Source organism: Polaribacter sejongensis (genome assembly GCF_038024065.1).
GTDB lineage: Bacteria > Bacteroidota > Bacteroidia > Flavobacteriales > Flavobacteriaceae > Polaribacter > Polaribacter sejongensis.
On the sequence record NZ_CP150667.1, the window covers coordinates 2,568,687 to 2,587,889 of the forward strand.

At 30.1% G+C, this 19,203-nt stretch carries 15 protein-coding genes; 3 read left to right on the plus strand and 12 right to left on the minus strand.

What is annotated here, in order from left to right; all coding sequences use genetic code 11:
- Positions 1-92: 92 nt before the first annotated feature.
- The 9 genes from WHD08_RS10715 to WHD08_RS10755 form a co-directional block, all read right to left on the minus strand.
- Complete coding sequence (locus tag WHD08_RS10715; RefSeq protein WP_165731605.1) at positions 93-434, minus strand: cytochrome C oxidase subunit IV family protein; 342 nt, start codon at positions 432-434, stop codon at positions 93-95.
- A gap of 85 nt (positions 435-519) precedes the next feature.
- The gene (locus WHD08_RS10720; RefSeq protein WP_208890843.1) at positions 520-1,533 is read right to left on the minus strand and encodes a cytochrome c oxidase subunit 3; all 1,014 of its coding nucleotides are present in this window, start codon (positions 1,531-1,533) and stop codon (positions 520-522) included.
- Between the two features lie 56 nt (positions 1,534-1,589).
- Complete coding sequence (locus WHD08_RS10725; RefSeq protein ID WP_208890842.1) at positions 1,590-2,177, minus strand: cytochrome c oxidase subunit 3; 588 nt, start codon at positions 2,175-2,177, stop codon at positions 1,590-1,592.
- A gap of 2 nt (positions 2,178-2,179) precedes the next feature.
- Positions 2,180-3,082 (minus strand): heme o synthase, encoded by a 903-nt coding sequence (cyoE, locus tag WHD08_RS10730; RefSeq protein WP_165731602.1) that lies wholly within the window; start codon positions 3,080-3,082, stop codon positions 2,180-2,182.
- Between the two features lie 201 nt (positions 3,083-3,283).
- Positions 3,284-5,350, minus strand: coding sequence for a gliding motility protein RemB (locus WHD08_RS10735; RefSeq protein ID WP_208890841.1), 2,067 nt, complete (start codon positions 5,348-5,350; stop codon positions 3,284-3,286).
- A 1-nt stretch (position 5,351) separates the two neighbouring features.
- Positions 5,352-5,924: an acyltransferase gene (locus WHD08_RS10740; RefSeq protein ID WP_165731600.1), complete on the minus strand. Its 573-nt coding sequence runs from the start codon at positions 5,922-5,924 to the stop codon at positions 5,352-5,354.
- 2 nt (positions 5,925-5,926) lie between these two features.
- The gene (gene deoC / locus WHD08_RS10745) at positions 5,927-6,673 is read right to left on the minus strand and encodes a deoxyribose-phosphate aldolase (protein ID WP_165731599.1); all 747 of its coding nucleotides are present in this window, start codon (positions 6,671-6,673) and stop codon (positions 5,927-5,929) included.
- Between the two features lie 66 nt (positions 6,674-6,739).
- A complete protein-coding gene (locus WHD08_RS10750) occupies positions 6,740-7,477 on the minus strand; it encodes an energy transducer TonB (RefSeq protein ID WP_208890840.1) in 738 nt (245 codons plus the stop codon).
- A 115-nt stretch (positions 7,478-7,592) separates the two neighbouring features.
- Positions 7,593-8,165, minus strand: a complete 573-nt coding sequence (locus WHD08_RS10755; RefSeq protein WP_165731597.1) for a DUF3109 family protein — start codon at positions 8,163-8,165, stop codon at positions 7,593-7,595.
- Between the two features lie 85 nt (positions 8,166-8,250).
- Here WHD08_RS10755 and WHD08_RS10760 point away from each other — a divergent pair, with 85 nt between their 5' ends.
- The 3 genes from WHD08_RS10760 (at position 8,251) to WHD08_RS10770 (ending at position 10,310) form a co-directional block, all read left to right on the plus strand.
- Complete coding sequence (locus WHD08_RS10760) at positions 8,251-8,838, plus strand: MarC family protein (RefSeq protein ID WP_208890839.1); 588 nt, start codon at positions 8,251-8,253, stop codon at positions 8,836-8,838.
- Positions 8,839-9,444 carry an NAD(P)/FAD-dependent oxidoreductase gene (locus WHD08_RS10765; RefSeq protein WP_208890838.1) on the plus strand — a complete coding sequence of 202 codons (606 nt, stop codon included), beginning with the start codon at positions 8,839-8,841 and terminating at the stop codon, positions 9,442-9,444. It abuts the gene before it with no gap.
- 131 nt (positions 9,445-9,575) lie between these two features.
- Positions 9,576-10,310, plus strand: a complete 735-nt coding sequence (locus WHD08_RS10770) for an energy transducer TonB (protein WP_165731594.1) — start codon at positions 9,576-9,578, stop codon at positions 10,308-10,310.
- A gap of 430 nt (positions 10,311-10,740) precedes the next feature.
- Here the strand turns inward: WHD08_RS10770 and WHD08_RS10775 are convergent, their stop codons facing one another.
- From WHD08_RS10775 to WHD08_RS10785, 3 genes are all read right to left on the minus strand, one after another.
- Positions 10,741-11,103, minus strand: a complete 363-nt coding sequence (locus tag WHD08_RS10775; RefSeq protein WP_208890837.1) for a response regulator — start codon at positions 11,101-11,103, stop codon at positions 10,741-10,743.
- Between the two features lie 112 nt (positions 11,104-11,215).
- Positions 11,216-11,869, minus strand: coding sequence for a response regulator (locus tag WHD08_RS10780; RefSeq protein WP_205860213.1), 654 nt, complete (start codon positions 11,867-11,869; stop codon positions 11,216-11,218).
- On the minus strand, positions 11,866-19,170 hold the full coding sequence (locus tag WHD08_RS10785; protein ID WP_208890836.1) for a PAS domain-containing protein: 7,305 nt from the start codon (positions 19,168-19,170) through the stop codon (positions 11,866-11,868). The genes WHD08_RS10780 and WHD08_RS10785 overlap by 4 nt, the downstream gene beginning before the upstream one ends.
- Positions 19,171-19,203 lie beyond the last annotated feature (33 nt).

Sequence of the window (19,203 nt, forward strand, 5' to 3'; positions counted from 1 at the left end):
TTCTAAATATTTTATTATTAGTATTAGATTATAAAAACCTATATTTTGTATATAAAAAAAGGTGGTTAAAACCACCTTTTTAAATTTTTAAATTACCATTTTACAAGTGGTGCTAAAACGCTATGTAAATAATTACCTTCTATTAAAAAGAGTGTTAATAAATAACAAATTAAGAAAACAGAGGTCCAAACTACAGAACGTCTTAACCATTTATTTTCTGCTTCTAAGTGCATAAATGCCCATGCAATATAATAAGCCTTTACTAATGTTAAAATGATAAATATCCAGTTTAAAGGACTTGTACCTAAAATACTAGTAAGGTGTAAAGATGCTGGTTTTATAATACCTAATACAACCTCTACAGTAGTTATAAGTGTTAATAGTACTAAAACTATCCAGATTCTTTTTGTGTTTGATTCGTGTGCGTGTGCCATTTTTTAATCTTATTTTAGATTCCTACTTTCGTAGGAAAGACAATTTAATTAGAACTTTTAGGCAATGCCTAGAGGTCTTTATTTTTTATACTAAGTAGAAGAATGTGAATACAAATACCCAAACTAAATCTACAAAGTGCCAATACAACCCTACTTTCTCTACCATTTCATAATGTCCTCTACGCTCATAAGTACCTAGTACTACGTTAAAGAAAATAATGATATTAATGATAATTCCAGAAAGTACGTGAAATCCGTGAAAACCTGTGATAAAGAAAAAGAAATCTGCAAAACTTGTGTTTCCATATTCATTCACTTGTAGGTTAGCTCCTTCAACAACCATTTTTGTTTTGGCTAATTGCGCCATTCCTTCTTCTCTAGAAAGGATGATCTTTTGTTTTGTTGCTGGATCAATCAATTCTGAACGAATTAATACGTCTGGATTTGATTTGTATGATTCCTGAATTTGAGCAACAGAATACGTAGCAATCGCTTCTTCTTTCTCAAACCACAATCCGTTTTCTCTTTCATGTAATACTCTTCCGTCTGTTCTTTCTCCTACAACAAAATCAGACAATGCTATTTGATGAAATACTGGTTCTCCATCTGCATCAACACCATCTTGTGATGCAAATTGTAAAAGTCTACCATCTGTAGTTTTTACAGCACCATAAGTACCATTAATAAAGTTTTTCCACTCCCAAGCTTGAGAACCGATAAAAATTATTCCAAAAATAATAGTAGCAAACATGTACCAAGCTACTCTTTTTTGTTTCATTTGATGACCTGCATCAACGGCTAAAACCATTGTTACAGAAGATATAATAAGAATAAAGGTCATTAATGCAACATAATACATTGGTGCATGTACACCATGTAAACCAGGAAAATGCGTAAATACTTCATCGGCGATTGGCCAAGAATCCATAAATTTAAATCGTGTTAAACCGTAAGCGGCTAAAAACCCTGAAAAGGTTAAAGCATCAGAAACGATAAAATACCACATCATCATTTTACCATAACTTGCTCCTAGTGGTTTTTGTGTCCCACCATTCCAAGTATCTTTACCATCTGTAGGTATAGCAATATTTGCTTCCATATAATAATCTCTGTTAATTAATTCTTAGTTAGTTTGCCAAAAATAACTATTTTTCATCACCTAATAAAATAGAAAAAGAAAAATAGATAAATCCATAGTATATCTACAAAATGCCAAAAGATTGCACCTAGTTCAAACCCAAGCATATTGTCTGATTTGTATTTGTATTTAAAATGATTATAAATAACAACCAAAAGCACTAGAACACCTGCTAATAGGTGTAAAATGTGCATAAATGTAATCCCTATTATAAAAGATGTTGATACAGTACTCTCTGGTCCTGTAAAAAATAATCCCACACTTTTTAACTGATTAAAGCCTACATATTGTTGCCAAATAAAACCTATTCCTAACAATAAAGTAATCACAACCATCACTAAAGAGAGTTGTCTTTTATCATTTTTTAAGAATTTTTGCGAGAAAAAAAGCGTAATACTACTTGCAACAATTAAAAATGTACTGATATAAAATGATTGCGGTAAGTTAAAAGTAACCCAATCATCTCTTTCCATACTTATTACATAAGCACTTGTTAATCCTGCAAAAAACATAACCATACTAATCATGGAAATCCATAACATAGGTTTTGCAGTCTTTTTCTTAGCAATCACTAATTCTTCCTCTATTCTCTGTTCTCTTACCATTATTAATGTAAAAATTTATCAACTACGTATACAATTTGCACTACTGTAATATATAAAACACTAGACAACATTAATTTTCTTGCATCAACATTATCTTCACTTTTATGCAACTTAACCCCAAAATATAACATATATACTCCTAAAAGAGCAACAATTACGGCCGTTATTGGGTGAATGTAGAATGCTCCAGATAATTTTAAAACCGGAGAAATCGATACCAATATCATTATTACCGTATAAAAAATAATCTGCTTTACGGCTCCTTTATTTTTTTGCCCCATTGGCAACATATTAAAACCTGCTTTTTTATACTCTTCATGTTGTAACCAACCAATAGCCCAAAAATGTGGAAATTGCCAGAAAAACTGAATCATAAACAAAAAACCTGCTTCCATACCAAATTCATTGGTAGCTGCAACCCAACCTAACATAAAAGGAATGGCTCCTGGAATGGCACCAACAAAAACAGATAAAGGTGTAACTGGTTTTAAAGGTGTATAAACACTTGTATATAAAAATATGGAAATAGCGCCAAACAAAGCTGTTTTAGCGTTGATACTATATAAGATAGACAACCCAGAAATGGTAAATAGAATTGCAATTGTAAGCGCAACATTAACAGACATTCTACCGGTTGGTAAAGGTCTATTTTGCGTACGTTTCATAATAAGGTCTGTGTCTTTTTCTATGATTTGATTAAATGCATTGGATGCACCAACCATAAAAAAGCCTCCAATAGCTAACATTAGAAGCGTAAAATAATTTACAACATCTATGGCCAATAAATAACCGGCAACGGAAGAAAACACAACACTTAATGACAAACCAACTTTTGTAAGTTGTTTAAAGTCTGAAATTATAGCTTGCATAGATATTTTATTGTCTGTAATTACTGTTGATTCCATTCTATAAAAATAGTTTGCAAAGATATTTGTTAATTATGACTTTACCACCCTTTTAGTTGGGTTTTAACTATAAATAAAAAACCCACTCAATAAATTGAGTGGGAAAATTGCTATGAAAAAGAAAAAGTGTGACTTAATTAAAAATCACACTACAAATGTATGTATAAAACTCTTATGTTTTTCTTAAAAAAATGCTAAAATTTAAAAATCGAAATACCAATTAAATAAATCTGCTTTTACTCCTACTGAAAACCAAATATTTGAACCAGACGGATAACTTGTTAAATCTGAATCTGAAGAGAAATTTCTGTAAGATAAACCCGCAAATAGATTTGTATTCGTAGAAGGATTAATTAAATAATTGGCTTGTACGTCTGCAATAAAGATATTTGCAGCATTACCTTGTGCAAGCTCTATACCCGTATCTGATAATCTATCGTTATAAGATTGATAAATATCACCACCATAACTTATTGCCTGATCTTCTAAATCGAACCCTTTTTTACCTACAATAATTTTTGCACTACCACTCCATCTATCTTTTTTATATCTGGCAATAGCAATTGCTTCCCAAAAATTAGCACCCCACAAATGCCCAAGAGGCTGACTGTAATTACCGTAATTTAATATTGGTGATTTATGTGCAAAGGTATAAGGACGCGCACGATTGTACTCTAACTGTAAAAACAAATTATCAACCTTAAAAGCATCAAAGTATTTTACACCCAATTGATATGCAAATTTATGTTTCCAATCGCTCATATCACTAAAGTTCCCTACAGAAAACTCATCAATTACTAATTGAGAATATAAAGAGACATTATTATTAAGCTTATATTTTCCTGTTAAACCAATAATTGCGTTTCCAGAATCTTCACCTCTATTAAACTCTAAAGACCTATAAAGTATAAGTGGATTTAAGAAACCTGCGTCTATACCGTTTTCTCCGGCAGAAATTGCTGTTTCAAAAAAGCCTAAATTTAATTTATCTGTAACATTCACACTCAAATAATGAGCCGCTACATACTTTCTTGCATGTTCATTAGGATCTGACACTGAACTTAAAGATGGTTCTGTGTTCCACATCCAAATATTGGTATATTGTATTTTCCAAATATCTAATTTCATTTTTAAATAGGTAGTTGGAGAAGAAACATCAGACAAAATAAAAGACCTATACCCGTCTCCTATAAAGTTTTTACCGTTTCCAAACTGAAACTGCATGTATTTATTTGGTGTATATGCCAAATAACCTTCTGCCACAGGATAATCGTGTGAATCCTCTTTAAATCCTTTTGTTTTACCTCTTCCAGGAACCAAACCTTCGGAGTTTTGGGGTCTTACATTGGCTGCATTATTTGTTACAAAGCTATTTACATATTCTGCAAACCTACCTTGACTTTCTGCATACGTTGTAGAAAATGAAAAGTTGTTTCCAATTTCTCCATTTACATTTATAATTCTAGAATTATTAAATGTATAGTCTACATCAGAGTTATCTTTCCCTATTTGAAGATCAAACAGCAAATCTACTGTAAGCCAATAATCGTCTTTTTTAACTTGTACCAAATGCTCGTTCCACACCTTTTTACCTAGCCAAGTATCTTTATTTGGTTTTAAAAACTTCTTTTTTTCCTTAGTTAAATCGTAATATGGCTTTATATCATCATACGAATAAGGTTTAGAAGCAGTGTGTGTTCCTTTTGCTTTATGCAACGCAAATTCATAATCTACATAACTTCTATGTGTAAAAGGTATATTTAGTTTACTACTATGTTCTAAAAAAGTAGAATCTGCAATTCTCTTTTTTGCCACAACATCGATTAAGCTTTCTTTTTTAATTTCTAATACAGTATTGTCTACAAAAACATCACCATCATCAGTTAAAGGAAATTTTATAGGAAGCTCGAATTTCATTTCTATTGCATGGTCATTATACCAAGCAGGTGTAATTTTAGAAAACACTTTAAAAGCTCTCTTTACCTCATCTCTAATTTCATCAAAAGGTGTGTCTACATATATTAATTTAAACTCTCCTTCTGCTGTAACCGCAAAAATAGTATTGGCAGAACCAATAAAACCTTCTTCGTTTGCAATTGCTGGTGTTTTAAATTCTTCAAAAAACAACTCTTTTGTTTGAGCATAAAAACAATCTTTTAAAGATTGAACTTCTACATCTTTACAAGCATCAAAAACGGGGTACTTTTCTTCTTGTGCAAAATATATTGAGGGAAATAATAAAACTAGAAATATGTATTTTTTTATCATCCTATAACTTTATAATGGTATTATTTTTTAATTGATATGTTTCATTACTCTCTTTACAGATTGCAATTCCGTTTTTATTAAATTCTAATCGATGTCCGTATTCACTTACCCAACCAATTTGTTTAGATGGATTGCCAACAACAAGTGCAAAAGGTAAAACTTCTTTTGTTACCACTGTTCCTGCTCCAATAAGTGCATATTCTCCAATAGTATTTCCACAAATAATAGTAGCATTTGCTCCAATACTTGCTCCTTTTTTCACTAAAGTTTGTTGGTATTCATTTTTTCTTTTGATAGCACTCCGTGGATTGATTACGTTTGTAAAAACCATAGAAGGTCCTAAAAAGACATCATCTTCACAAATTACGCCTGTGTAAATAGATACGTTATTTTGCACTTTTACATTTTTACCTAAAATAACTTCTGGAGAAACCACTACATTCTGACCAATATTACATTGTTCACCAATAATACAATGAGACATAATATGACTAAAATGCCAAATTTTGGTATCCTTTCCGATACTGCAATCGTTATCTATTACAGCCGTTTCATGTGCAAAATATTCTATCAAATTTAGTATCCTGAATTACTGTTTTGTTCTTTATTAACAATCTCTTTAGAAGATGATGTGCCAATTCTATCTACTCCTAAAGCAACCATTTTTAAAGCCGTTTCATAATCTCTTACGCCACCTGCCGCTTTTATTTTTAATGGTTTTGCATTTTCTGCAATTAATTTCATTGTTTCTAACGTTGCTCCGTTAGGCAAATTGTTTTCTGTTTTAAAAAAACCTGTTGATGATTTCACAAAAACATTCTCTGCATTTTCTTCGCCAAAATCAGTAAAAACAATATTTTTAATTAAGCGCGAAATTACAATTATTTCTTTGTTTGTTAAGGCAGCAACTTCAATTATCCATTTTATTACTTTGTTATTATCCAAAGCAAGTGCAATCCCTTTTGTGATTTCATTGGTAACCAATTGTAATTCGCCTCTTTTAAAGGCTTCATAATTCACAACAAAATCTAACTCATCTGCACCCAAATTAATAGCTTCTTGTGCTTCTTCTAATTTTTCTTGAATAGTATAAGTTCCTTCATGAAAACCAATTACAGTTCCAATAAGAATACTTTTATTTGCCTCTTGAAGCATTTCCTTAGCTAAAGGAATGTATTTAGCACGAATCATAATTAATTTATAATCGTACAAAATAGCTTCTTGAATTAAATCAATAACATTTTGTTTATTTTCTTCTTCCGTAAGATTCGCTTGACTTGCTGTTTTTAAGTAAGTAGCGTCTAAATATTGACTGATTTTCATCTTGCTAAAATAACAAATAATAAAATATTTTCAACATAAAACCCAACCTTTTGGTTGGGTTTTATATTATTCTAAACTAAAAGCAATGGGCAAACTGTACCTTACTTTAACAGTTCTACTATTTTGTATACCTGGTTTAAATTTTGGTAACTTCTTAATAACTCTTAACGCCTCTTTTTCTAATGTTTTATATGCAGTCCTTATTTTAACATCAACTATTTCTCCTTTATCATCTATAACAAACTGCGTATAAATTTTATGTTTACCAGCATGCAATCCTACTTCATTTGCCAATTCCACATCAAAATTACACTGTACAAACTGTTTCATTTTTTTCTCAAAACAAACCTTATTTTCTTCTTTTGATAAATTATCACATCCTTTAAAAATAGGTGCATTTTGTATGTTGATAAAATCTACATCTTCTACAAATTTCTCTTCAACATTAACCTCTACAACATTTTCGATATCTATTAAAACAGGATTTTCTACTTTAACATTATCAATAATATTTTCAATGATATTATTATCACCTTTTACAACCTCATCTACAAGAAATGGTACTGCTTTTACAATCTCTATTTTAGGAACAACTTTAGGCTCTTTTGTAAAAACAACCTCTGTATCTGGTTCTACATAAACGACTTCTCTTTTAGTAGTTTCAAAATCGGCCATTATTTTCTCTTCGGTTTGGTGCTCTAGTGTTATAAAGATAATAAAGAGCACTAATACCAACCCTAGCTGCGTAAAAATATTAGAAAATTTCTCTAATTGTTTTCTTGGTAATTTCTTGGTGTTTCTCATAATTCAAAAGTTTTTAAATGTTAAAACTTTGTTAAAACAATTAACGTGCCATAAAAAAAGCATCAAATTTCTTTGATGCTTTTTGCTTCTATTTATTTATGATAAAATAATTTACTTATTTTTCTAAATGTTTTGCGGCAATTACCTCTAATTCATCATACCAATCTTGTCCAAATTTCCTTATCAAAGCTTGTTTTACAAACTTATAAATAGGTACTTGTAATTCTTTTCCTAGAGAACAGGCATCATCACAAATTTCCCATTTATCATAATTTACAGCAGAAAACTCACTGTATTCTTTTATTCTGATAGGATATAAATGACAAGAAACTGGCTTTTTCCAATCTATTTCTCCTTGGTTATACGCTTCCTCTATTGCACAAAGTGCTGTCTTTTTTTCATCAAAAATAACATAAGCACAATCTGCACCATTAATTAAAGGAGTTTCTAATTCTCCCCACTCACTGGTTACCCAAGTACCTTGCTCTTCAATAACAGCGATTCCTTCTTTTCTTAAAAAAGGTTTTACTTTAGGATATATTCTTTCTAAAATTTTGGTTTCTTCTTCATCTAAAGGAGCTCCGGCGTCGCCATCTACACAACAGGCACCTTTACAAGCAGATAAATTGCAAACAAAATCTTTTTCGATAATATCTTCTGAAACTATAGTTTTTCCAAGTTGAAACATATCGCAAAAATAGTATTATTTTTTTCTATAACTTTACGTTTTCCTAAACAAAGTTGTCTAATTTTGCAAAATATATAAAAAAATTATGAATTTTAATTTTAAAGAAGCCTTTACAGCCTTTATGGTTTTGTTTGCAGTTATAGATGTTATTGGTAATATCCCTATTATTATAGATTTAAGAAAGAAAGCAGGCCATATTCAATCAGAAAAAGCAGCTATTATTGCGGGTGTGATTATGATTGTATTTTTGTTTTTAGGACAAAGTTTACTAAAACTAATTGGTATTGACGTACATTCATTTGCTGTTGCAGGTGCTTTTATATTATTCTTTATCGCTTTAGAAATGATTTTAGGAATTACACTCTATAAAGATAATGAAGACGATGTAAACGCAATTACCGCTTCTGTTTTTCCGTTAGCTTTCCCTTTAATTGCTGGTCCAGGAAGTTTAACAACGCTACTTTCATTAAGATCTGAGTTTTTTTTAGAAAATATTATCATTGCTGTTTTAGCGAATATTATTTTAATATATATTGTTTTAAAGACCTCTTCTAAAATAGAAAAGATGATAGGCCCTATTGGAATACAAATAATTAGAAAAATATTTGGTGTAATTTTATTAGCTATTTCTGTAAAACTATTTGCAGCAAATATTAAAGTCCTTTTTATTTAAATGAATTTTGATGTTCTAATTATTGGTGGTGGTGCTTCCGCATTGCAGTGTGCCTTGGTATTAGGTTCTGCAAAAAGTAAAACTTTTGCAGCTGGTAAAACTATTGGAATTATCACCCACCAGAGAGCTTCTCATTTACAAGATGCCTTATTTAATAATGTATTAGGCATACCTGCCCAAACTTTAGGTAAAGACATATTACTTAACGGTAAAAAACAGCTTTCTACTTTATACCCACATGTACAACAAATAGAAAACGAAAAAGTTATTTCTATTTTAAGCAGCGAAAACGGGTATGAAATAACAACCAACCATACTACGCATTTTACTAAGGTTGCAATTATAGCTTTAAATTACTCTAAACCTTTTACAATAGAAGGACTAGACTCTTTTATAGAACCTCATCAAAGAGCTAACCCTGCAAAAGACAGAATTCAACTTAAAAATAAAAACCACCTTATAAAAGACAGTTTATACTGTTGTGGCACCATCTCTGGTTGTAGAAGTCAATTTGCAATTGCTGCAGGAAGTGGTGCAAGTGTTGCTACAGATATTCTTACAATTTGGAACAATAATACACCTACCAAAGTACATGACAAAGTATGATGAAAATCATATTTTAAAACCCTTTAAATTATTAATTTTACAATAGAAAATCAAATTTACAAGAATTCGATAATCTATCAGCTATTTTTTAATAACGAAGTTAAAATTATACACTTTTAAAGGATTTCAAAATGGACATTAAGAAAAACCCAGAACAACAGTTAGAAAATTACAGTAAAATTTTCTTACAAATAGGGTTAGTATTAGCCTTATTTATTACCTATACTTTAATTGAGCACAAAACTTATGAAAGGAATGACCTAAAAAGTTTAGGACAAGCAAACATGATTGATGATATGAAAGAAGATATTCCTATCATTGAAATGCAAGAGGTAATACCTCCACCAAAAAACACACCTCCGCCTATTGTAGAGCAAATTACAGTGGTAGAAGATGAAAAGGAAATTGAAGAAACAGTAATCGAATCTACAGAAACAGACGAAACAGTAGGTGTAGTTGTAAATACCGATGATATTGTTGAAGTTGAAGAGGTAGAAGAAGTAGTAGAAGATATTCCTTTTATATTAATTGAAAACGTGCCAGTTTACCCTGGTTGTAAAGGAAACAATAAAGCATTAAAAGACTGTTTTACAAAAAAAGTTACAGAATTTTTTGGTAAAAGATTTGATATTAATTTAGCCTCTGAATTAGGCTTAGACCCAGGTAAAAAGAAATTGTTTGTAATTTTTACAATTAATAAAAAAGGGAAAATAGCAAATGTTAGAGCGAGAGGACCACACCCTCGATTAGAAAAAGAAGTAGTAGAGATTATTAATGCTTTACCTACAATGACTCCAGGTAAACAAAGAGGTAACCCTGTAGGTGTTAGCTACAGCATACCAATAACATTTGAAGTTAGAACATAAATAAAAAGAAAAACCCAACTTTAAAGTTGGGTTTTTCTTTTTTTACTCAAAATCTACACAGTAGCAGTAACCTTTAAGGTTTAGAAGCAATCTCTTCTGATTTGTATATAACCAAAATCTTATTTTTTATACCTAATTATAAAAAATAAGAAATTCACCTATTGAACAACCTTACAATGTTATCTATATTTGTAGTATAAAACAAGTACATGGTTGATTATCAAATAAATTAAATCATACTTAAAAAATATTTTATTAAAATATCTTCCCCCACTATTTTAATAATTCATTAATATATTAGTCCCCCAATTATATTAATAAAAAAGCTAAACAACCCCCTTAAAGTTTAGCTTTTTGTTATTATATAGACCCTGTAAACTCAATAATATTTTTTTGGAATTAAATCTTTTAAAGATTAGCAACCTAATAGTTATGCTATCTTTATTGCCTCAATTAATTCATCAAAATCTTTAGCTTTATCAAAAAAGGCAAACGCTCCGTATTTAAAACACGTTTTTCTTAGCTCTGTACTTATAGAAAAAACAAAGACTTTAGTATCCTTTTTATCTTTCTGAAGCATTCTTAATAACTCTACCCCGTTACCATCAGGTAACTTCAAATCGAGTATTATTACATCAAAATTAGTTTTGTTGAAAATAGAAATTGCTTCATGCAAAGATTTTGTCAAGCAAATATCTCTTATACTATCAATTTGCTTAGCGGCATCAAAAATATTCCTCCCTATAAAAGGATTATCTTCTACTATTAGTAAATTATGAAATGCTGCTTTCAATATAAGGTTGGGTATCTTAATTAAAAGGCAAGATAAATGGTTTTTACAGATATTCTCATAAGCAAAGTGCTTATCATTCTATTTTAACAGCTATATAAAAAGTATATACCTATTAAATACCTAATGAAGTTAATCCCTCTTGAATGGCATATTTTGTTAATTCGGGAATAGTAAATAAGTCTAATTTTTTCATAATATTATTTCGATGTACATCAACCGTTTTAGGGCTTAAAAATAAAATTTCTCCTATTTCTTTAGAAGAACGTCCTTCTGCAATTAACTGTAATACCTCTTTCTCCCTAGAACTTAATTGTGTTTTTTCTATTCCTTTAGGCTCTTTTAATACCGAAAGAAACTCTTGATTAATATCATTTGAAAGATATTTTTTATTTTGCATTACAGTACATATTGCTGTAATCAATTCATCTGAATCTCCATCTTTTAACAAATAAGCAAAAGCACCAGCTTTAAACATACTCTGTATAAACTGCTTACTGGAATGCATAGAAAGACCAATTATCTTTATTTCTGGATTATTTTTATGAATCTGCCTTGTTGCTTCTACACCATTTAAACCAGGCATAGCAACATCCATAACAACAACGTTTGGCAAAAGTTTTGGACATATTTTTATAGCCTCTCTACCATCGGAAGCTTCCCCAATTATGTGCATATTAGACCTCTGCTCTATAATGTTTCTTAAACCATCTCTTAATAGCTTATGATCATCTACTAATACAATTTTAATATCTTTTAAATAACTCATTTAGATAAAGGTATAAAAATTTTAACAGTTGTACCCATATTTATTTTTGATTTTATTGTAAATTTTCCTTGAATGTTTTTAATTCGCTCCTGAACCGTAAACAAACCAAAACCAGAACCTGAATGATTATGAAGACTATTTAATATAGAAGTATCAAAACCAACTCCATTATCTGTAATAAAAATATCTAACCCAAACTTATTCTTATCAAGATCTAAAGTTATTAAAGAAGCATCTGCATACTTTATAGCATTGGTTAACACCTCTTGTATACTTCTATACAGTAAAATAGATTTTACTTCATCAAGATTAATATTATCTACATTACTATTAACTACGCAAGCAATCTTATGTGTAGTCTCTACATTATCAAACAACCAACTTAGCGCTTCAATAATACCTAATTGATATAATACGGGAGGTGAAAGTTCGTACGTAATTTTACGGCTATTTTCTAAAGCTTCAGAAATATGAGTTTCAATAAATTTTAAATCCTCATCAATCAATTTTAATTGAGGTCTTTTTTTCAACTCATTAATTTTCATTTTTGAGATTACTAAAGACTGACTTAAATGATCATGTATGTTTGTTGCAATTTCTTTTTTCTGTTTTTCTTCTATCAACGTCATTTCTGTCGTTAATTTCTGAAGTGATGATTGGTATTCTTCTATTTCTTGCTTCGCCAATACCCATTGTGTTATATCTCTTGCTGATGAAATATAGGAATTAATCATATTATCTTTATAAACTGGAGAAGATAAAAACTCTAACCAAACGTAATGACCTTCTTTATGCAACACTCTACAACTAAATGCATCAGTATACATATTACTAAATGTTCTTTCAGACATTACTTTTAATAAAGGCTTAATATCTTCTTTATGAACAATACCAAACACTTTTGTCCCTAAAAGCTCTGATTGCTCATAACCTAATAAGTTATGTATAGAAGGACTGATATATTTAAAGGTACTATCAACTTCATGCAAACAGATTAAATCATTAGAGTTATCCGTTAATATACGGTACATCTCTTCTGCTTTCTCAATTTCACTTCTTGCTTTTTTTTGAGCAGTAATATCTTGATTGGTACCTTTTAAACTGACTACTTCCTTATTTTTACCAAATATGGGCTTACATATAGACCTTATGGTTTTTTCTACATTATTTGGCAAACAAATTCTAAACTCAATATCATAAGGCATTCCTTTAATGTAAACTAAAGATGCTGCATTTTCAAAATAATCAAGGTCATCTTTATGAATTCTATTTAAAATATCTATTTGCTCTAGTGTTGGTTTATTTAAATCAAAATCCCAAATACGAAACGTTTCATCTGACCATTCTGATTTTTTTGTTGAAAAATCAAACGACCAACTACCAACTTGGGCTAACTCTTGTGCTTCTTTTAACCTATTTAAAGATTCTCTTTTTTCAGATTCAGCATCTTTTATATTTTGTATACTCTGTATACTAACAGGAACTGTTTTTTGCTGTTCTAAATTTAGAGGAATTGGAATTGAAATTAGAGCCGAAAATTCATCCCCTTTAAAAGTTTTATAATTTACTTCGGATGTAAATGTTTTCTCCTTTTTCCAAATTGAAATGATAAATTCGGCAAATACTTTATGCGCACCTGTACCAAATGTGTTTTCCATGTTCTCTTCTAAAAACTCTTTTTCACTATTTGCTTTAAAAAGTTTTACAGTAGCCTTGTTCACTTTGTTTATGACTACCTTTTTAAGTATCGAAAAGAACACCTCAGGATGCTGCTCTAAATAAACTCTAAAATTAGATATTTTAAGCTTTTTAAGTTCTTCTAATTGTTCTGTTACTGCAGATAGATCTACGTTCCAAACAGAAATCGTTGCATTATCAAAAAGATTTCTATACCTCTCTGTTATTATTAAATTTTCGTTTTCTATTTGTTTTCTCTCGGTAATATTTTGAAAAACACCTCTTCTACCGATAACCTCTTTTTGCTCATTAAATAAAGGTTGAACTATCATTCTTGCCCAAATCTCTTCATTTCTTTTATTAATTAATTTTAGCTCTATATCATAAGGGCTTCCATTAAACTCAAGATCAAAAGTCACTTGTCTTATCTTCTCTTGAGAATCTTTATCAAAAAAAGCAATAATTTCTTTTAAAGATGGTACTGCACGTTTAGGATCCAATCCAAAAATATAATAAAGATACTCAGACCATTTAACAGTATTTGTAGAAACATCATATTCCAAATACCCTATTTTAGCCATTTTACTAGCCTCATTCTTAGAATATTCACTACTTTCCAATAACTCTAAAGACCTCTGAATATTTTCTCTAGAAAGTTCTAATGCAAACTGCGCTTCTTTAGAAGCTGTAATATCTTGAAAAACTCCTCTTCTACCAATAACCTCTTTTTGCTCATTAAATAAAGGCTGAACTATCATTCTACCCCAAACCTCTTCTTTCTTTTTATTAATTAACCTAAGTTCAATATCATAAGGAATACCATGTTGCTCAAGATCTAAAGTCACTTGTTTCATCTTTTTTTGCGACTCTTTATCTAAAAAATTAATAATATCTTTTAATGGAGGCACTGGGTCTTTTGAATCCAATCCAAAAATATGAAATAGAAACTCAGACCAAACAAAAGTATCTGTAGCATTATCATACTCCAAATACCCTATTTTAGCTAAATTACTAGCCTCGTTCTTAGAATATTCACTTTTTTCTAACAATTCTAAAGAGGTTTGAATATTTTTCTTAGAAACCTCTAATTCAAACTGTGCTTTTTTAGACGCAGTAATGTCTTGTAAAACTCCTCTTCTTCCTATAACTTCATTTTGTTTGTTATAAACAGGCTGACCAAAATTTCTTACCCAAACTTCTTCTTTATCATTGGTAACAAGCTTCAACTCACAATCTAAAGGAGTCCCATTTTTAATCAGTTCTTGAGTTGCTTTCGTATACCTCTCTACAGATTCATCATCAAAAATTGCAATAACATCTTCACGTGATGGAATCCCTTTTTTTATATCAAACCTTAAAATATCATAAACATAATCAGACCATATAAAAGTATCCGTTGCATTATCATATTCTTGGTAGCCTATTTTAGCTATTTCACTTGCTTTTCTCAAGGAATATTCCTTTTTCTCTAAAAGTTTTAAAGCATTTTCTATCTTTTCTTTAGATAGCTCTAATTCTTGTTGTGCTTGCTTAGATTCTGTAATATTCTGTAAAATACCTCTTTTACCAACAATTTCATTCTGTTCATTGTAAATAGGTTGCGCTACATTTCTAACCCAAACAACTTCCTCTTTTAGATTAATAAATTTCAATTCTAGATCATAAGAAATACCACTAATAGTAAGTGCTGCAGTTGCTTCTACAAATTTTTCTTGTGATTCTTTATTCATTTTCTTCAAGAGCTCCAGCTCTGATGGAATTCCATTTTCAGAATTTGATCCAAAAATACGATGCACATATTCAGACCACACAACAGTGTCTGTTAACAAATCATGTTCCCAATATCCTATTTTAGCTACTTTACTAGCCTCATTCATAGAATTCTTTCTTATTCTTGACAGTTTTAAGGAAGTCTGAATCTCTTCTTTAGAAAGCTCTAATTCTAGTTGAGCTTTTTTAGAAGCTGTAATATTTTGTAAGACACCTCTTCTTTTAATAATTCTATTTTGTTGATCGTAAACAGGCTCAACTGCAATTCTAATCCAAACTTCCTCATTTCTTAGGTTTGTTAATTTCAACTCAATATCAAAAGGAACACCCTCTGTATCTAATCTAAAGGTAGCTTTCCTCATCTTTTCTTGAGATTCTTCGTTAAAAAGTTCTGCAATTTTTTCTCGTGAGGGTACGGGTTGTTTTATGTCAAACCCAAAAATATGATATATATATTCTGACCAAATATAAGTTTCAGTTGCAATGTCATCCTCTAAATATCCCATTTTAGCCATCTTACTAGCCTCACTCTTAGAAAACTCACTGCTTTCTAACAATTTTAAAGACTTCTGAATCTTTTCTTTAGAAACCTCTAATTCTAGTTGAACATTTTTAGAAGCTGTAATATCTTGCAAAACACCTCTTCTTTTAATAATTTTATTTTGTTGATCATAAACAGGTTCAACTGCAATTCTAATCCAAACTTCTTCCTTTCTTAGGTTTGTCAATTTCAACTCAATATCAAAAGAAACACCCTCAGTATCGAGTTTTAAGGTAGCTTCCCCCATCTTTACTTTAGATTCCTCGTCAAAAAAATCTGCTATTTCTCTACGTGAAGGCACTGGTTGTTTTATATCAATCCCCAAAATATGATATATATATTCCGACCAAGTAAAAGTTTCAGTTGCAATGTCATACTCTAGATACCCTATTCTAGCCATTTTACTAGCTTCATTTTTAGAGAACTCACTAATTTCCAACAACTCTAAAGACCTCTGAATCTCATCTTTAGAAATTTCTAACTCTATTTGAGCATTTTTAGCAGCTGTAATATTATGCACTACACCTCTTCTTCCAATAATTTCATTTTTATCGTTGTAAACAAGATGAACCACTTGTCTTACCCATAACTCTTTATTTTTTTTATTAATTAATTTCAATTCAATATCATAAAGAGTGCCTTTTAAAGTAAGGTCTACAGTAGATTTTGCTAACTTTAACTGAGAATATTTATCGTAAAAAGCTACCATTTCCTTACGTGTTGGAATATCCTCATTTAAAGCCAAACCATAAATTTCATACACATAATCAGACCAAACAAAAGAATCAGTTGCTATATCATACTCCCAATGCCCAATTTTAGCCACCCTACTAGACTCAGTTAAAGAATGATCTCTCTTTTCTAAAAGATGTAACGAAGATTGTATCTTTTCCTTAGACAGTTCTAATTCAGATTGTGCCTTTTTCCATTCAGAGATATTTTGCAACACACCTCTTCTTCCAATAATTTCATTTTGTTTGTTATATATAGGCTTAGCTACATTTCTTACCCAAACCTCCTCGTTATTTCTATTAATTAATTTTAAAACAATATTATAAGGTGTGCCATGTGTATTCAACTCTACAGTGGCTGCTAATAATTTATCTAGCGACTCTTTATCACAAACCTTTACTGCTTCTTTATGTGGCGGAATTCCTTCATTTGGATTTAATCCGTATATATAATAAATATAATCGGACCATGTATATGTATCTTTTGCAGTAATATAATCCCAATACCCTATTTTGGCCATTTTACTACTCTCATTTAAAGAGTAGTCCTTTTTTTCTAATTCTTCTAAAGAATTTTGAATCTTTTCATTAGAAAGCTCTAAGGCTAATTGGGCTTTTTTAGAAGTTGTAATATTCTGTAAAAGACCTCTTCTTCCAATAACTTTATTTTGTTTATCGAATACAGGTTGCACTATATTTCGCACCCAAATTTCTTCCTTTTTTTTATTAGTTAACTTTAATTCAATATCATAAGGCGTTCCATTTGAATTCAACTTTAAATTTACTTGCACAATCTTTCTTTGAGATTCTTCATCAAAAAGTGCTACAATTTCTTCTCGTGGAGGAATTCCTTTTTTAGAATCAAATCCAAAAATGTCATAATGATAATCAGACCAGATAATATTAACCTGTTCGTTATTATACTCCCAATAACCAATTTTTGCCATTCTACTCACTTCATTCAAGGCATAATCCTTTTTCTCTAAAAGCTCTAGAGAAGATTGAATCTTTTCTTTTGACAGTTCTTCTTCAAATTGTGCTTTTTTAAAGGCTGTAATATCCTGCATAATACCTATTCTACCTACAACTTCATTTTGCTCGTTGTAAATAGATTGGGCTACAGTACGCTCCCAAACAACTTCATTTTGTTTGTTGACAAACCTTAATTCTACATCACAAGAAACTCCTTTTATAGCAACATCCTTTACAGCCTGTACTATTTTTTCTTGTGACTCTTTATCATATAGAGAGATCAGTTCTTTTTGAGAAGGAACTCCATTTACGGGGTCCATTCCATAAATAGTATACATATAATCAGACCAAGTAAAAGTCTCTGTTTTAATATCATATTCCCAATATCCTATTTTAGCAACTTTACTAGCTTCCTCTAAAGAGTGTTCCTTTTTTTCTAATTCTTCTAAAGAATCTTGAAGTTTCTTCTTTGATAAAACTCTCTGCGTAATATCTCTAGCAGAGATAACAAAGTAACTAATTTCATCTCCTTCATAAACGGGAGATGACAAAAACTCTAACCAAACAAAATGACCTTCTTTATGATGAACTCTAACAGGAATAGCTTCAGAAATAACACCTCTACTAATCAACTTTTTTGATAGTACTTCGTTTAAAAACTTAAGATCTTCTTTATGAACAATACTAAAAACTTTTTTACCTACTAAATCTTGTTGTTCGTAGCCTAATATATTCTTTATAGAGGGGCTAATATATTTAAAAGCACCATCTGGTTCTTGTAAGAAAATTAAATCATTAGAGTGATCAGTTAGTATACGATACATCTCTGTAGTTTCTTCAATTACTTTTTCTGCAGATTCAAATTTCTGCTTGTAAGTTAGAGGCTCAAAAACATCTTTTATTTTAAACACGCCTGTTAGCTGCTTGTTTAAATCAAAAAATCTTAAATAAAAATAAAGAAGCGCACTATAAAAGACTGTAAAAACCCCTTTAGATATAAGTCCTGATACGATAATTGACTTTAAATTATCTACTCCCCAAAAATTAAGGGTTACAAAGAATAATGTATCAAAACTTACAACAATTAACATGGTAATACAAATGCGTAAGAATAAACATTCTACTCTTTTAGATATATATTCGAATAAAAGTATAATTAAAAAAGCATCTAAAAATAACACAATTGTACCAATAAATAATTCTCTTAAACTTATATCGAAAAGGTTTACTGATGCATTATAAGTTCCTTGTATTGATGTATTATTAAAATGTAAGTTTAATGCCTGTACAAGAATTGTCATTACTATATTTACTATAAACAGCGCATAAATTAGTTTTTTTGTTTCACTGGCATCTTCTTTTATATATACCATAAGTATTACAAAGAGAGATGCCGTAAAATAAACAACAGAGCCCGGTGAAACAAAAAAACTATCTGTAATTGAAACAGAAACTCTACTGTATAAAAATAATTGTACAAATTGAAATAATCCCAGGCATGCAAACATAACTCCAATACCCAACTGTTTTCTAAGGTGAAATAAAAAAAGAATTACCAAAGCAACTAAAGTGCCCTGCATAAACAAAAGGGCTATTTGACTATAATTCATAGAAATAGGGATAATTATATAGACATAATAAAA

Bases quoted from the DNA above. Each gene is read 5' to 3' on its own strand.
- WHD08_RS10715 (WP_165731605.1), bottom strand. From the start codon at position 434: ATGGCACACGCACACGAATCAAACACAAAAAGAATCTGGATAGTTTTA.
- WHD08_RS10720 (WP_208890843.1), bottom strand. From the start codon at position 1,533: ATGGAAGCAAATATTGCTATACCTACAGATGGTAAAGATACTTGGAAT.
- WHD08_RS10725 (WP_208890842.1), bottom strand. From the start codon at position 2,177: ATGGTAAGAGAACAGAGAATAGAGGAAGAATTAGTGATTGCTAAGAAA.
- cyoE (WP_165731602.1), bottom strand. From the start codon at position 3,082: ATGGAATCAACAGTAATTACAGACAATAAAATATCTATGCAAGCTATA.
- WHD08_RS10735 (WP_208890841.1), bottom strand. From the start codon at position 5,350: ATGATAAAAAAATACATATTTCTAGTTTTATTATTTCCCTCAATATAT.
- deoC (WP_165731599.1), bottom strand. From the start codon at position 6,673: ATGAAAATCAGTCAATATTTAGACGCTACTTACTTAAAAACAGCAAGT.
- WHD08_RS10750 (WP_208890840.1), bottom strand. From the start codon at position 7,477: ATGAGAAACACCAAGAAATTACCAAGAAAACAATTAGAGAAATTTTCT.
- WHD08_RS10755 (WP_165731597.1), bottom strand. From the start codon at position 8,165: ATGTTTCAACTTGGAAAAACTATAGTTTCAGAAGATATTATCGAAAAA.
- WHD08_RS10760 (WP_208890839.1), top strand. From the start codon at position 8,251: ATGAATTTTAATTTTAAAGAAGCCTTTACAGCCTTTATGGTTTTGTTT.
- WHD08_RS10765 (WP_208890838.1), top strand. From the start codon at position 8,839: ATGAATTTTGATGTTCTAATTATTGGTGGTGGTGCTTCCGCATTGCAG.
- WHD08_RS10770 (WP_165731594.1), top strand. From the start codon at position 9,576: ATGGACATTAAGAAAAACCCAGAACAACAGTTAGAAAATTACAGTAAA.
- WHD08_RS10780 (WP_205860213.1), bottom strand. From the start codon at position 11,869: ATGAGTTATTTAAAAGATATTAAAATTGTATTAGTAGATGATCATAAG.
- WHD08_RS10785 (WP_208890836.1), bottom strand. From the start codon at position 19,170: ATGAATTATAGTCAAATAGCCCTTTTGTTTATGCAGGGCACTTTAGTT.